Raw genomic sequence first — 15,105 nt, 5'->3', positions numbered from 1 at the left:
CTGTCGACTAGACCTCGATCGGGTACACTTTTGTCTAGCGGCAAGAGATAAATTATATGGAAACCTTCATCAAAGCCTCCCTACAGAGCTTATTTCAAACTATTGCCCAGACACAGACTAAAGCAGAGCTGCACCAGGCTTTTATGATGGAGGTGGGTCAATATTTTGCGGCTAAGCGTCGAAGTCTATATTTTTTAGACCAGTTGCCCAGTATTAATGATAGCTCGCCATTAATGCTTAAAAAAGCGTTATCTTTGGACCATAATCCTGTTCTACGGTATCTGGTTCAGAAACATGCGGCGGTTCACGATGAGGTGATTTTGCCTCCAGGGGTCTGGCAAACAATTTGTCCCCGCGCTGACCATGGTCATGTGATGGTGGGGCCGATTATTAGTCAGGGACAGCTGGTAGGCGGCATCGCTGTGACGCGACACCGTCAGGACCCTAAATTTACCGCTGAAAATCTAGCGGATTTAAACGCCCTGTGTTTGCATGTGTCAACACGGTTAGCTGTACTACAGACCCAGCCAGCTCCTATTCAGTTCAAAGATGATTGTCTGACTCCTCGGGAGGCTCAAATTGCCAAACTAGTTGCTCAAGGCATGACCAACAAGGAGATCGGGGCAGAGCTGTGGATTACAGAGAACTCAGTCAAACAAGCTTTGAAACGGATGTTTCGGAAACTCAAGGTCTCATCACGAGCTGAAATGGTGGCACAGCTAGTGTCCTGAGGAAGTAGGTTCTGGTCACCTGCCGCCAGCGACTTCAATAAAGGTGCCGGTTGTGTAGGACGCTTCGTTTGACAATAGCCAGAGGATGGCCTGGGCAACTTCCATTGCCTGTCCACCTCGCTTCATGGGCAGAGATTCTTTAATCCGGTCAACCCGGTTGGGGTCACCCCCATCGGCATGGATGTCTGTATAAATGAAGCCTGGACGCACTGCGTTTACCCGAATTCCCTCTGTAGCAACCTCTTTGGCTAATCCTAGGGTCATGGTGTCCATCGCTCCTTTAGATGCTGCGTAGTCAACATATTCTCCTGGTGCACCTAGACGAGCCGCCACTGACGAGACATTGACAATCGCTCCCCCTGGGCCACCATGGCGGGTGGACATGCGTTTAATCGCTTCTCGGGCACATAGAAATGCTCCGGTAATATTGGTTGCAAAGACGCGGTTCAGACGGTCGGCATCCAGGTTTTCTAGCCGTGTTTGCTGTTCTAAAATACCGGCATTGTTGACTAGGGCAGTAACGTTGCCCAGCCGACTATCTACTGTGTTAAAGAGAGTGACAACATCGGCTTCAATGGCAATATCCGCGGCGATCGCAATTGCTTGCCCGCCCTGTTGGTTAATCTTGTCAACCACAGCACTTGCCGCTTCATGATTGTTGCGATAGTTCACACACACACGATAGCCACGGTCTGCAGCCAAATAAGCCGTTGCAGCTCCAATGCCACGGCTACCCCCGGTGATGACAATAACATTTTCCATAATCCGCAACGGTGAGTGAATTCTGTAATTACTATCAGTCTTTTATCCTATTAATCATGCCAGTCATTACGGCTCAGACGATAAACAAAACAATCATCCTCACCAAACCGACGCTGCTCAATGCGCTCAAAGCCTAACCGTTCATAAAATCGATGTGCTCGGATATTACTAACTAACGGATCAAGCAATACAGCCGTCACAGCCGGGTCCGCAAAACACCGGGTCAGCGCCAGCTGCATCATCTGAGTCCCATAGCCCTTGCCCAGGTCAGAAGCCTCACCAATCCAAATATCAATGGCGCGTAAATTTGTTGCGATATCCCCCCAGTAGTGGCTCTCCTCACGGGCCGGATCAATAATTTGAATCACTCCAATCGGTCGCCCGTCGAGTTCAGCAATCAATTGCTCACGCCAATCCGGTGAGCGGCTCAGCTCCAGCTCCCAGTGCCAATCATCCGTTGGATCAGAGGCCACCACGTGGGGCTGCTCATCCCAGTGCAGTAGCAGCGCCAAATCATCCGGTGTAGCCGCACGCAAGATCATCATTAGTTCACCTCTCAGACATCAACTACGGCTACTTTTTTAGCGTCTCTTTCCATACCTGGGTAAAAATGGAAGGGTTGCACGTGGGATTCAATATGCCAAACCAGTGGGACAACCTGTTTAAAAACGAAGGAATCTGGAAAGGTAGCTTTACCAAGCTGACAGCGGACGGTACCGAAATGAGCGACGTGCCCTCGTGTTTGACCCTGGAGCGCACCAGCAAATCAAGCGCACGCTTTCAACTTAACCGCTACCCCGCCGGACAACCTCTCCAGCAAACACAGTCAGAATTTGTCAGCATCAACCAGAGTAGTCTGTTTTGTGAGGATGGTTCGTTTACCAAAGGATCAACTCAGTGGAGTCCCTTTTCCAAGTTTGGAACGGAATTTGGCTTAACCTTATCCAATGCGCGTTTTAGGTTGGTACAGCTGTTTGCACCCGGTGGTCAGCTGTCTGACCTGGTGCTGATTCGAGAAACGCGCGAAGGAACATCCGATGTCGTGCGATCCAAACTCTCCCTAGATCAGCTGCTAGGTACCTGGCGGGGTGAGGCGATTACCTACCGCACGGATTGGTCAGTTTCACAGCCTTTGGCAACAGAGCTAACGGTCTCACAAACATCGCCTCATACAATTACCCAAACCTGGCGAGCTGGCCCGGCCACAGGTCAATCCCAGGCCCAACTACAGGGCTCCCGTCTATTATTTGAAACCGGGTATCAACTGCTGTTTTTGCCTAACGGTGGCTCATCCCTTTGTCCACAGCATATCCAGCGGCAGACAGCCTTCCGATGTGAAGTGGGTTGGTTAATTGAGCCAACGGTGCGACTGCGGCTAACCCGCGAGTATGCAGCCGATGGTAGCTGGGCCCAGCAAACCTGGATCAAAGAAGAAAAAGTCGCTTAACGGGGGTATGAGAGCAGTTTAGTCTGCTGGAGTGTGGCTAATTCCTGGCTATAGCCCTGGCTGAGAATATGGCCTAAACTCTCGCCAGCCTGCCAGCGATCGCACATGACCTGGGCCGGGGTGATCTGTTGCTCAACCAGCTGCCACAAGGGTTGCAACAGATCACGCTCATGGTCCTGGGGTAAAGCCCGATCTGCCGCTGCCAAAAGCGTCAAGGCTTGATTGCGTAACTCGGGATCTCGAAAACCGTAGAGGGCTGCATGCTGATGTCTGGCCGCATCTGGCACCAGGGCCACTCCTGGCAAGTTTTGATCGAGCACAATCCCTTTGAGCAAAGCCAGCAGACTACCATAGAGGGCAAAGTCACCGCAGCTGTCACAGGCTTTAAATTCAATCCGTCCCACTTCAGCCGGCAGTCGGGCAATTTTAGTCAGTGAGGGGGAACTGGCAATCAGTTCGTCAGTATGCTCAACAAATACCATGGCGGCTGGCCGCTGACCTGTACGCACATGGGTCCGTTTTGATAACCCTGACCAGCGTTGTTGTCCATAAAACGGCGAGCTAAAACTAAAGGGAACAATAGCCGGACTGTAGTACGTTAATTTTTGACCAGCCTGAATCAATGCCTCAGTGGACATCCCCCGAATCGAAAAATTTAGATCCGGTCCGTAGGTCATCATCGGAATATGCGCCGTTTGTTTTTCTGGGGAGGCCTGCCGTCGTTCGGTTTCATAGCAATTAAGAGGAGGCTTGGGCACAAACTCTGTCTGCACTGGGTTAAAACTGGTCAATACCGGCAATAACCCCGCTGGTAGTGCTACCTCCCAAAGCTGTGCAAAACTCTCACGGAGTTCCTGGACAACGCCAGCAATGGTGGGCTGGAGAGTGGTCCGAATTTCAATCCCCTTCGGCATACAGCCCGTCAGCTCCCCGCTTTCAGAAAATCGCTCATAGCCCTCGATATACCAACGCTTGCGTTTTATGCCCGCATCCCCAATCCGCAGTTGCGGATAATCAGAGTCATATTCAGGCAGCTGCGCAATCAAATCAGCTAGCCGTTCGAAAGACGTATTGGAAAAATCGGCAAATTGATCCGTGGCTTGCTCCCAAAAGGCAACTTCATGCTCTAAACCAAATCGGTAGCGACTCGCTGGTTGCTCAGTGGATAGATAACTCATAGTGATGCACCTTGATGTGTAATTGCTTCTAATAATCAACAGCAGAAGCTGCATCAGGTTACCTCAAAAACAAAATTTATTGTCAATAGCTAAGTGTTGAGGTGTGGCTACTTGAACGAAAGTAAGGGCTTACAAGTACTTTTTAAAGGCATTTAGCCCTATAGACTTTGCCCATAGAAGGTATTCCAACCAAAAACTTACCTTTTAAATATCACGATTTTAATGAAAATAGATATCATTAAGTTAGCGTCTGCATCGATAGATGTCGGCGCGACAGAACGTTTTCACAATCAACCATGTCTGCGGCGTCATTTGCTTTATCTGAATCTCTAATTGGTACGGCGGTCCCTGCCGATACATTTATTCTGCTGGAAACGCCTCAGCCTTGGGAGAAGCCAGCCCTGCTATCGCCTGGTGTACCCGAGACCTTAAGGCAGCTGCTGAAACCGCTGTTGGGCTTGGGTGTGCGAGTGCATCTGATTGCCAATCAGGAGACACCGGCTCAAACCCAGCGGCGCATGTTGATTTTTCAGCGATCGAGTGATGCAGGCAAGCAGCTGGAGGGCACCTATAAAACCTGGGAGATTCAGGTCGATAGCGCAGCGGAGATGGCTCCGGCGTTAGCGGAGTTTTGGCAGAATAATAGGCGCGTGGGTCAGCGTCTCACCCAGGCTGGTCAACGTCACCTGATGATTTGTACCCATGCCAGCCACAATGAGTGCTGCGGTCTATATGGCTATCCGTTTTACCAGGATGCGATCGCAACCATCCAACAGCTAGGGCTTACCCAGCAGGTTCATCCCTGGCAAATCAGCCACATTGGCGGCCATCGATTTGCCCCCACCTTGATTGACTTTCCCCAGGGGCGCTACTACGGCAACCTCAACCAGGATGCTTTACACCGCTTATTGACCCAGCAAGGAGACATCGAACCGTTACTCTCCACCTATCGAGGGTGGAGTCTGTTACCTAAGCCGCTCCAGATTTTAGAAGCCGAGCTATTCAAACACTATCAGTGGGAATGGCTGCAGGCACAAGTAGCGGGCCATATTCTTAACCAAAATCAAGGCCATCTATGGGCTGAACTTCGGTTTCAATTACCAAAACACGGTCCACAGCGATATACCGCTGAGTTTGAAAACAACAAACTGCTGAGTTATCAACCAGCATCGGACAAACCAGCAAGCTTAACGCCGTTAATGCAGCGTAAGACAGGATAAGGCAGAAGATAGCTGCCCGCAAGCATAAGAATCGACAGGCGTTGTCAGAGTACGATCCCATGAGCAACAGTCCCTACTGGCTAGATTGCGTTGATTTTGTGCTCCTGCATCAAAATGTCCAGCACCTTTGAATCGAGCTGAAAGCTATCACCCGCTACGCAGAGCCTTTTCCCATAACAATTTCGGCAAGCTTCGCTTCAAAACTGAATATAAGCAGAATATAAACAACAGGTATGACGCAAGTGTGCTCGCTGGTTGACCCAGGCTGCGACACAGCTTGTCTGATTCCTTACCCCACAGTGGTAGCAGAGGGAATGCGGCCAGGATTGTCCTGATCAGCCAGATATCGCCAGTTGCCTGGCAACATATCAATTTCTATGGCCGCTGTGAGTTCAATCGGCAGCCTGAAATCATTGATATCAAAGCAATTCTTCAACAGTTGGTAAACCTACTACTCATAACGAGACTCATCTATCTCGCTATGAGTAATACCTTTTGGGGAGAAATATGAAAAAAATATAATCCAATTAAGGCAATGAATGTGTGAGAACTTCGATTTTTCTTAGGATGAGCGATAAAAATCATAACTTTATAAATAAAAGCTTACTCAGGGTGTAATTCTTAAGAGACTACTTATTATTAATTGTAAATCTACCACTAGTCATCATTGAAAATTCATAGCTTGAATCATTGACAGCTCCAACATTCTATGTGTCTCTCTAAAACGCCCTGGCACAAATCTCTCCTGTCCCTATTGTTTCTTGCGTCTTATTTACTATCGGCTCAGAGGCTCTCCGCCGCCATATCGCCTGGTCTGCCACCCATTACTGGGTACCAGATGGATGAAATCCCCGTCGATAATTTTGTCAAGGGTGTCATACAGGATGACAATGGTATCCTTTATATCTCACTGACAAACAACGGTATCGCCGCCTATGACGGTGTGCGTTGGCGTCAAGTCGATATTCCCAAAACACTACAAGCCAAGATGCAACCCTGGATGTTTAGCAAACATCCAGATGGCCAGATCTATGTCGCCGCTGTCGATGATTTTGGCTACCTGGAACCGAATGCCCAGGGACAGATGCAGTATGTCTCACTGCATGAGCGCTTGCCCCCTGAATACCAGAAGGAGAACGGCGGCGCATGGCGGGTTCACACCATTGGACAGGATATTTATTTTAATCTCGTTTCGATCTTAGTCCGTTGGTCTCCAAGGGACGGTGCGATGAAAATATGGGAGGCCGAGGGGGAGGGATTCCGAAGTTCCTTTTTGGTCCAAGATCAACTATATGTATGGCAAGGTGGGCAGGGTCTACTAAAGATGGAGGATGAAGAGTTGGTGCTGGTACCTGATGGTGCCCGGTTCGCTGATGACATTATCTATACCCTGTTACCCTATGATGAGCAGCGTCTTTTAGTGGGTGATGCTTCGCAAAAATTCTTTTTATATGATGGCAGTCGTTTTCAGCCCTTCAAAACAGAATTAGACGGCATTTTAACCAGCCTCTCCTGGCCAGGAGCGGTTCTACCCAATGGCAATTTTGCACTGAATACTCTGGGGCAGGGCCTTTTTGTGATCGACCGCCAGGGTAAATTAATACAACAGCTTAACCACCGCAAAGGACTAGCTGGTGACGACATCGAGACACTTTACCTGGATCCCCAGGGGACTTTGTGGTCATTGTTTGGACTCCTGGGCAACAAAATTGATCGCATAGAAACCGTCTCTCCTTTTACCTGGTACGATAGCCGATTGGGACTGGGGGAATATCCCCACACCTCGATTGAACATCAGGGTAGCTTGTATGTTGGCAGGGGGCTTGGTTTTTCTTATTGGGATGAGACCCAACGTAGTTTCCAGTCAGTGCCGGGTAGCCAGGGTATTGAGGGTGTTGAACATGTGCGCGAAGTAGACGGACAGCTTTTGTTGGCTAGCTATTTTGGGGTTTACCAGCTGCAGGACGGACAGGTCGTGCCTGTGTTGAAAAGAGCCACAGGGAGTTCTGCGATCGCATTTCTACACCCGGCTGCCCGCGATAAAAACCTGTTATTTGCTGGCGCTTCCTATTGGAGCACCCAAAAAGGAATCGAATTACTGCGGCGAGACAATGATGGCCTTTGGCAGGAGGCAGGTAAGCTGTCAGGGTTTGATGGATTTGTTCACAGTATGGCCGAAGATGATCAACATCGGCTATGGATCAGTACGAATAAACCCGTAGTTTATCGACTCAGCTTTCCTCAATGGCCTAACCTTGATTCACCGCTGGTCGAAACAATTGAAATTGCGTCTGGGTTGCCAAGCAATAACAAAAACTTTTTCTGGGTGAGCTGGATTGACGGTCAACTAGTGTCTACCTCTGATCATGGTATTTTCGTGTGGGATGAAGCTGAGCAACGATTTCAACGCGATCAGCGATTTGGAGAGGACGCTGCCTATGTAGTTCCAGACCTAGATGGACGGGTTTGGATCATGTCAAAGGGGAGAAAAAATTTACGTCTGGCGACACCACAACCGGATGGCACCTACCAGATAGAGAAGACCCTATTTCAGCCACTGGCAGACAAGAAGATACATCATATCCACCCCAGTACGAATGGCAATGTTGTTTGGTTTACTACCTATTCAGGGCTAATTCAATATGACCGTCGGGTCAACTCGTTACCCTCTGTTGACTTTAAGACATTGATCAGAGAGGTGAGTCAAGGTGACACCTTAGTATATGGGGGAGATGGTCCTTTATTAAACAACAACCAATCGTTTTTACATACAGAGAACAACTTCCAGTTCGCCTACGCCGCCCCCTTTCCAGGCTACGAGAAATACACCCGCTATCAGACCCGTTTGGAAGGCTTTGATGCGGACTGGTCTCCATGGCAAAAACAGGCGAGTCGAGAATACACCAACCTCCCTCCGGGCAACTATCGTTTCCAAATCAGAGCCCGTAATGTTTATGGCGTACAAAGTGACAGCGAGGCGTTTGCGTTCGCCATCGAACTGCCCTGGTATCAGCGGCCCTTGGCCTATCTACTATATGGATTGGCCGTAATTCTCATCTTCTGGGGTATCCTACAAAGTCGGACAGCCCGTCTTAGGCAGCAACGGAGTGCTTTGGCAGCACTGGTCGAAGAACGAACGCAAGATTTACAGGTCGCCCGTGACGATGCAGAAGCTGCCCGGATCAGAGCAGAGAAAGCCAACTTAGCCAAGAGTACTTTTTTGTCCAATATGAGCCACGAACTGCGCACTCCTTTGAATGCGATTCTCGGGATGACCGAAGTACTCCAAGAAAAGATTATCGGTCAGATTAATGAGAAACAACTAAAAGCGCTACAGACTATTGAACGGGGTGGAACGCATTTGCTAGCACTGATCAACGATATTCTAGACCTGGCCAAGGTTGAATCAGGACTTGTCGAGTTAGAATATTCTCCAGTTGCAGTGACGCATCTCTGCAACTCTAGTTTGGCCTTTGTCAAAGAACAGTCTCTTAAAAAACAAATTCAGTTTAATTTGAAACTGCCTACCAGCTTACCGGATGTTACGGTCGATGAACGGAGGATGCGGCAGGTTTTGATTAACCTACTGACCAATGCCGTAAAATTTACGCCCACAGGGGGACACATTACCCTTGAAGTCATGCCGTTATCGCCAAACGGAACTCACAGCCAAAAACAGCTGCGATTTACCGTGACTGATACCGGCATTGGCATTGCCCCAGAAAATCTGAAAAAACTGTTTCAGCCCTTTGTCCAGATTGGCAATGATCTCAATCGACAATTCGAGGGCACCGGGCTTGGCTTAGTTCTGGTAAAACAGATTATTGAACTCCATGGGGGGCAGGTGACCGTTATCAGCGAGGTCGGTGTGGGCAGTAGTTTTATCATTGAGCTGCCCTATACAACTCTCTCAGAGCGTAGTGATCCCATCTCTAAAGCTGAGCCAGAGTCTAGTCTAGCAACCCCTAATATCGAACAATCCATCGTTGCCCCCCTCATTCTTCTGGCAGAAGACAACGAGGCCAATCTCATCACCCTATCCAGTTATCTACGTGCCAAAGGCTATCGCATTCAAGTAGCCAATAATGGTCAAGAGGCCATTGAACTAGCGCAGGCTGAACCGCCAAATGTCATTCTTATGGACATTCAGATGCCTGAGATGGATGGGTTGACGGCCATCCGACACATCCGCCAACTTCCTGATTTGGCTCAAACCCCCATCATTGCGCTGACAGCGCTGGCCATGAAAGGAGATCGAGAACAATGTCTAGCGGCTGGGGCTAACCTGTATCTCAGTAAACCAGTTAAGCTCAAACAGTTAGTCTTATCAATCAAAGAACTATTAGCCGATGAGACAATAATTTCGTGAAAAGGGTTCGCTGAAAAGACTATGGCTACAAAGAAATCAGTTGCTCAACATTGTGAAAATAATATTCTCTATATTCCTGCAGCACTGTATTGCATGAGAGATGTAAAACCCTTATTACACAGCCCCCATGCAGCTATTTTCTATAAAGAACTTGAGCAGGATCTAGTAGATATAGAATTCTATACAAGTGAGGTCTGCCTCGTCTACATCAAGACTGGTCAGGAAGTCATTACAACCTGTGACAACAAGACATTTACTCTGGGGTTGAATGAGGCTATCTTTTTGCCCAAAGGCCTCAATCTGCATTCCGACTACATCAATTCAGGCGATCCATTGAATGCGTACCTACTTTTTTTTAGCGATGATATCGTCACTGATTTTCTGGCAACAGGCGCTAACATTTCCCCATCATCCACCGAAGAAGCAACAATCTTCAAAATCAATCAGCACCCATTAATAACTTTATTCTTTCAATCACTGCAGGCGACTTACTTGTCTTTGCATAACTCTCCACATCTCCTCAAGCTCAAACTGCTAGAAATATTGCACCTGATTGATATCAACGATCATGAAAAGCAATTGCGATCGCGCTTATCTTTGCAACAACAGGCTTCAAAACAGCAGGAAAACCCAAAGCGAAATATCAAACGATTGATGAAAAAATATATCATTTCCAACCTAAATGTAAAAGACTTTGCTGCATTATCCGGTCGCAGTGTTTCCTCCTTCAATCGAGAATTTAAGCAGCTTTATGGGACAACAGCCAAACAATGGATAGTACAAAAACGTCTAACCCATGCTCGTATGTTGTTGGTAGACAAACGATTGTCGGTGACAGAAACCGCTAATGAAGTGGGGTATGAGAACGTCTCTCATTTCATTACAGCATTCAAAAAAATGTATAACCAAACACCGCATCAAATAAAAACGGAGAGTTGACCAGAAAACAGTATTTTTGTCTGTTTTTGGGTAGTAACGGTCAGCCTATGCATTTATTGTTGTTTTTATTGGTCTTTATCCAGTAGGAAGCAATATGAGTAAAAAAGTAATTATCGAATCAAAAGTAAAATCAGACAGTATAGACACTTTAATGTCATTTCTCGCAGAAAATTTGCCTAATGTTCGCGGTTTTTCAGGCTGCCAGCAGGTCATAGTCTATCTCGATCCGGAAAATAGGACGATGATTTTTGATGAAGAATGGCTTAGCATTGAACATCATCGGAAATATATCAACGCTATCTCAGAAAATGGTGTATTGAAAGAACTTGCCACTTTTCTAGAAGCACCACCAGAGATAAAATACTTTGATCAGGTGGAATTATAGATGAACTTTTACACCCTTAGTTCCCTTACGGCAGCTCTATTTCTTAGTTTGTCTGTCATGCTGCTATTCTTTCCTGAGCTTGTGTTTTGGCTATTTCATATCCAAGGAAATAATGCAGCAATTTTGATTATGAAGAGAGCTGCTTTGCTGTTCTTAGGTTTTTCTATTACAACTTTTCTGTCACGAGACGTTGAACATTGCCCAGCTCGTCAAGCAATATCTGCTGGTGTGTTTATCTCTATGGGTGCCTTGTCATTATTAGGTACTTTTGAATTTTTGAGAGGAAATGCAGGTCCAGGTATCTTGGCTGCCGTATTAATTGAAGCTGTTGTGAGTTTCCTCTATTTTCAGTCTTGGAGAATTGGAAAACAAAAGTTACAGTTTTAGAGTGTTGACTTCAGATGCGTCTGTAACGTCAGATCTACCGAGCTGGGACATACGATGTAAGATTTCCTACACAAATGAGATTGATTATCCATTGAGCAAACTTGCTAATACCTCTATGAGTATGCTGTTTTCTGCTTCTGTACCAATAGAGATGCGTAGCTTATCGGCTAGTCCGGGTTGATTAAAGTAGCGTACCAGAATGCCTCGCTCTTTTAATGCGAGATAAAGGAACTCTGCAGGCTTGCTGCCGGGGGTGGCTAAGACGAAGTTGCCCTGGGACTTAAGTACGGAAAACCCCAGGTGTTTTAAGTCGCTGGACAGCTTTTCACGGGAGGCTTTAACCTGCTCGGCACGGGCGTTTTTGTAGGTCTGGTCGCGCATAGCGGCTGTGCCCAGGGCAATTGCGATCGCATCCACATTATAACTATCCTTCACCTTAAACAATCCTGCCAATAGCTTGGGGTTGGCAATCCCAAAACCCATGCGTAACCCCGCTAAGGCATATCCTTTTGACAACGTACGCAAAACAACAACATTCTCAAACTCATGCACCAAAGGCAGAGCGGAGAACTCTGCAAAATCCACATAGGCTTCATCAATGACAACAATGCCTGACACATTTTTTGCTAAGGTCCGCAAATCGTCTAGCGGTACTATATGACCCGATGGACTGTTGGGCGAGGCCACAAACGTAATTGCACCATTGGCTGCAATCAGTGCATCGAGAGGTAGCTGAAAATTTTGAGCATAGGGAATCTCAACCACATCGGCTGTTTGCATTGCCGACAACGTTTTGTACAGCACATAGGTGGGGGTTGGATACACCACCTGGCGATCGCGACTTTCCGCACAGGCTCGCACCAACAGATTTAAAATATCGTCGCTGCCATTACCGACAATCACCCAGTCCGCAGGCACCTGCAGGGCATCGCTAACAGCCTGACGAAACATTGTGGCCGATGGATCAGGATAGCGTCTGAGTTCATCAATATTGAGGGTCTGTAGAGCGTTGGCCACCTGTGGCGACGGCGGATAGGGGTTTTCATTGGTATTGAGCTTGATGATTTTGGTTCCTGGAGCAGGTTGTTCACCCGGAACATAGCCAGTCATGGCATCAATGGCAGAACGAAAGTAACCCATGGAAAATTTAGAACGTGCAGCGTGAGCCTATTTTAGGATAGCTGTTGCTGATCGGATTAATTACGAGATTCAACAATACTTGGGAAATATTGTCTGGACCAGTTTGCGATCGCAAGCAGGGGTATACCCCTGCTTCCAACCCCGTTAGTGAATATTCCACTATGACGGTTCCATTGAAAATTGTGCTCATTTTCGATTGGAGAACGTCGATACATCGACTACCCCACCTTAAAATGAGCGATCGCCACAGGCTATGCACTAATTATTAGACGCTGAGAATGATTAGGCTAAGATATGGTTGCCCAATCGTCCTGCGACATGACCACTGATGCTCCGTTTTTTAGTTGGCACTGTTTTTCTAATAGTTAGCCTGAGTAGTTGCTGGCAGTCTAACCATGAGCTGCCCTCAACTATTACGACGGATCCCTCTCCAGCTGAGGGTACTGACCTGTCGGCTCAGCAAGCGAACAAAATTCTTGACTACTTTGATCAAGTGGCTTTTGGAGCAGAGTTTGGTGCTTCAACCCAAAGAATAAATAAATGGGTGACGGACATTAGAATATTTGTATCTGGACAGTATCCTGACTATTTAGATACGGAGTTAACCAAAATCATCAATGAGATCAACACGTTAAGTGATTCCATCCAGCTATCACGAACCCCCTCAAAACAAGAAGCCAATTATCTCATACACTTTGGTACCGGAGAGGAGTATTCACAAATAGAACCCAATGCCAGGGCCTATGTAGATGATAATTTTGGTCTCCTCTGGATTTATTGGAATGGCGACAATGAGATCTATAAAGGTTCAATGTACGTTGATATTGTCAGAACTAGCGATCAGGCTGCCCAAAAGCATTTATTAAGGGAAGAACTCACCCAGTCATTAGGATTGTTAAATGATTCTTATCAATATCCAGAGAGTATTTTCTACCAAGACTGGACGCAAACTACAGAATATTCAGAGATGGATAAACATCTAATCGAAGTTTTGTACAGTGAGCAAGTAAGACCAGGCATGACCCAACAAGACATCAATAAAGTTTTTAAATCTAGCCAGCCAGCAATGAGATAACCTCTACTTTTAACAAACTGAGAGTTATCCAACCCTATGCAAACAGAAAGATAACTCAGGGATGTAAATCTGTTAAGAAGTCAGGAATGTCCAGTATATGGAAATAAACTAACGCCGCCACAATGACTGTATACAGAGTTGCACCACCAAACCCAATCACTGTATCCCGCGTGACGTTGCGCTTCTCATCGGTTAGAAAAATATCAACCGCCCCAAACTGAATCATCACCATACCTAGAACATTAGAAAGCCAGTAGCCCATGACTGTGCCAGGGATGAACCAATGGGAATTGAACCAACTTACCCCATAGCCAAAGACCAGGGCGATGGGCAAGTTAAAAAACAGATCGTTCCACCATGAGAGTGGGGATAACATGTAGCCCAAGCTAAGCAGTGCGCCACCACGTAGATTTTTGAATAGAGTCACGGCTGCCAATGGTCAGGGTTGAGACGTTAAGTGCATATCTTATTTTAACCTCTGATTTAACCCAAAAATCAACTATGGCAAGTGATAGTTTTTCTGGTGGTAACCCTCAGAAGTCAATAACTGATGTCATTTTGAAAGTGTATGAGTAATATTGGCAGTAAGACAAAGCATTATTAACAGGTCCATCATGCAGCTTGAACTTGTTCCATTATTACAACTTCAGCGAGATCTCTACGATATCTCAGATGGACAAGAGAGATTTCGTACTTATCTCAAAACGATGCTTAACGCTGACGCTTCTGATGCAGAACTGTTGCCGATGGCGACGATGAATCCAATGGGTAAAGAGCATATACCGGCAATGCTTGATAATTTATTGGCAATAAATGCAGAAGCAGTAGCAGCTCAAGCAATTGCAGATGTGTCAGATCAGCTTCAGGAAGATTCAGCCACGTTTAAGCTGGGGCTGGTGGTTGCCGATGATCTGATGGGAGGATGGACCAACCGCTACACAGCCGAATTTAGTTATCGCTTCCAGATAGAACCAAGTCTTAAGCGAAAGTGGCTAACTGTGATGCTGTGGACCAGCGAAACGCCATCTGTGCAAACAGTGCGGGAAGAGACTTTGATAACTTTGTATCGGACTGCATACATTCGGCATCATGGTATTGCCCATACCTTGCAAGAGATGCTACATCAGGAAGGCTATGCCATGGCAATGGCTGGCTGTCAGCAGCCCACTCTTGCGAAGGATGATATGGCCTATATGCAGGAGGTGATCGTACCGCATCTGTCTACCCTGGATTATCCGACGATTATGGCTTGTTTATATGGCGATCGCGCGGCCCATGCCTTAGGCTATCCACCCCAGGGTTTAAGCGAACATGCGGGTTTTGCGCTGGCATTGTATCAGTCACGAGATAGCTGGCCCAACTGAATTCGTTGCGTTGATCGAGTCTGTGCAGTGATGCGATCGCACTGGTCAACAATGCTATTCTAAAGCCACTGCAGTCACTTTTTTGAAGAAACTCTTTAAGGCTTTGCT

Annotated in this window: 15 protein-coding genes; 9 read left to right on the top strand and 6 right to left on the bottom strand. The window is 47.0% G+C overall.

Annotated features, from left to right (window positions below; genetic code table 11):
• Positions 1–56: 56 nt before the first annotated feature.
• On the top strand, positions 57–731 hold the full coding sequence (locus N836_RS50135) for a LuxR C-terminal-related transcriptional regulator (RefSeq protein WP_023072336.1): 675 nt from the start codon (positions 57–59) through the stop codon (positions 729–731).
• Between the two features lie 15 nt (positions 732–746).
• Here N836_RS50135 and N836_RS50130 read toward each other — a convergent pair whose 3' ends face one another.
• On the bottom strand, positions 747–1,493 hold the full coding sequence (locus N836_RS50130; RefSeq protein WP_023072335.1) for an SDR family oxidoreductase: 747 nt from the start codon (positions 1,491–1,493) through the stop codon (positions 747–749).
• A 50-nt stretch (positions 1,494–1,543) separates the two neighbouring features.
• The gene (locus N836_RS50125) at positions 1,544–2,038 is read right to left on the bottom strand and encodes a GNAT family N-acetyltransferase (protein ID WP_023072334.1); all 495 of its coding nucleotides are present in this window, start codon (positions 2,036–2,038) and stop codon (positions 1,544–1,546) included.
• A 92-nt stretch (positions 2,039–2,130) separates the two neighbouring features.
• Here N836_RS50125 and N836_RS50120 point away from each other — a divergent pair, with 92 nt between their 5' ends.
• On the top strand, positions 2,131–2,940 hold the full coding sequence (locus tag N836_RS50120) for a DUF3598 family protein (protein ID WP_031292546.1): 810 nt from the start codon (positions 2,131–2,133) through the stop codon (positions 2,938–2,940).
• Here N836_RS50120 and N836_RS50115 read toward each other — a convergent pair.
• The gene (locus N836_RS50115) at positions 2,937–4,118 is read right to left on the bottom strand and encodes a glutamate--cysteine ligase gcs2 (protein WP_023072332.1); all 1,182 of its coding nucleotides are present in this window, start codon (positions 4,116–4,118) and stop codon (positions 2,937–2,939) included. The genes N836_RS50120 and N836_RS50115 overlap by 4 nt on opposite strands.
• Positions 4,119–4,414: 296 nt before the next feature.
• On the opposite strand from N836_RS50115, the gene N836_RS50110 reads away from it, so the two are divergent.
• Entirely contained in the window at positions 4,415–5,338 is a 924-nt protein-coding gene (locus N836_RS50110; protein ID WP_023072331.1) for a sucrase ferredoxin, read from the top strand.
• A 289-nt stretch (positions 5,339–5,627) separates the two neighbouring features.
• Here N836_RS50110 and N836_RS76470 read toward each other — a convergent pair whose 3' ends face one another.
• A complete protein-coding gene (locus N836_RS76470; RefSeq protein WP_023072330.1) occupies positions 5,628–5,774 on the bottom strand; it encodes a hypothetical protein in 147 nt (48 codons plus the stop codon).
• A 273-nt stretch (positions 5,775–6,047) separates the two neighbouring features.
• Between N836_RS76470 and N836_RS77015 the strand changes: the two genes are divergently transcribed.
• From N836_RS77015 to N836_RS50090, 4 genes are all read left to right on the top strand, one after another.
• Positions 6,048–9,707, top strand: a complete 3,660-nt coding sequence (locus N836_RS77015) for a hybrid sensor histidine kinase/response regulator (RefSeq protein WP_200867407.1) — start codon at positions 6,048–6,050, stop codon at positions 9,705–9,707.
• 21 nt (positions 9,708–9,728) lie between these two features.
• On the top strand, positions 9,729–10,646 hold the full coding sequence (locus N836_RS50100) for a helix-turn-helix domain-containing protein (protein ID WP_031292540.1): 918 nt from the start codon (positions 9,729–9,731) through the stop codon (positions 10,644–10,646).
• Between the two features lie 94 nt (positions 10,647–10,740).
• Entirely contained in the window at positions 10,741–11,031 is a 291-nt protein-coding gene (locus N836_RS50095) for a putative quinol monooxygenase (protein ID WP_031292539.1), read from the top strand.
• Complete coding sequence (locus N836_RS50090; RefSeq protein ID WP_023072326.1) at positions 11,032–11,418, top strand: hypothetical protein; 387 nt, start codon at positions 11,032–11,034, stop codon at positions 11,416–11,418.
• 84 nt (positions 11,419–11,502) lie between these two features.
• Here the strand turns inward: N836_RS50090 and hisC are convergent, their stop codons facing one another.
• Positions 11,503–12,558, bottom strand: a complete 1,056-nt coding sequence (hisC, locus tag N836_RS50085) for a histidinol-phosphate transaminase (protein WP_023072325.1) — start codon at positions 12,556–12,558, stop codon at positions 11,503–11,505.
• A gap of 328 nt (positions 12,559–12,886) precedes the next feature.
• Between hisC and N836_RS0137820 the strand changes: the two genes are divergently transcribed.
• Entirely contained in the window at positions 12,887–13,633 is a 747-nt protein-coding gene (locus tag N836_RS0137820) for a DUF2927 domain-containing protein (protein WP_023072324.1), read from the top strand.
• A gap of 55 nt (positions 13,634–13,688) precedes the next feature.
• Here N836_RS0137820 and N836_RS50080 read toward each other — a convergent pair whose 3' ends face one another.
• Positions 13,689–14,060, bottom strand: a complete 372-nt coding sequence (locus N836_RS50080) for a hypothetical protein (protein WP_023072323.1) — start codon at positions 14,058–14,060, stop codon at positions 13,689–13,691.
• Between the two features lie 187 nt (positions 14,061–14,247).
• Here N836_RS50080 and N836_RS50075 point away from each other — a divergent pair, with 187 nt between their 5' ends.
• Positions 14,248–14,997 (top strand): hypothetical protein, encoded by a 750-nt coding sequence (locus N836_RS50075; protein ID WP_023072322.1) that lies wholly within the window; start codon positions 14,248–14,250, stop codon positions 14,995–14,997.
• Positions 14,998–15,105 lie beyond the last annotated feature (108 nt).

Source organism: Leptolyngbya sp. Heron Island J, from assembly GCF_000482245.1.
Taxonomy (GTDB): Bacteria; Cyanobacteriota; Cyanobacteriia; order Phormidesmidales; family Phormidesmidaceae; genus Leptothoe.
This window is presented reverse-complemented; position numbering and strand designations above follow the sequence as displayed.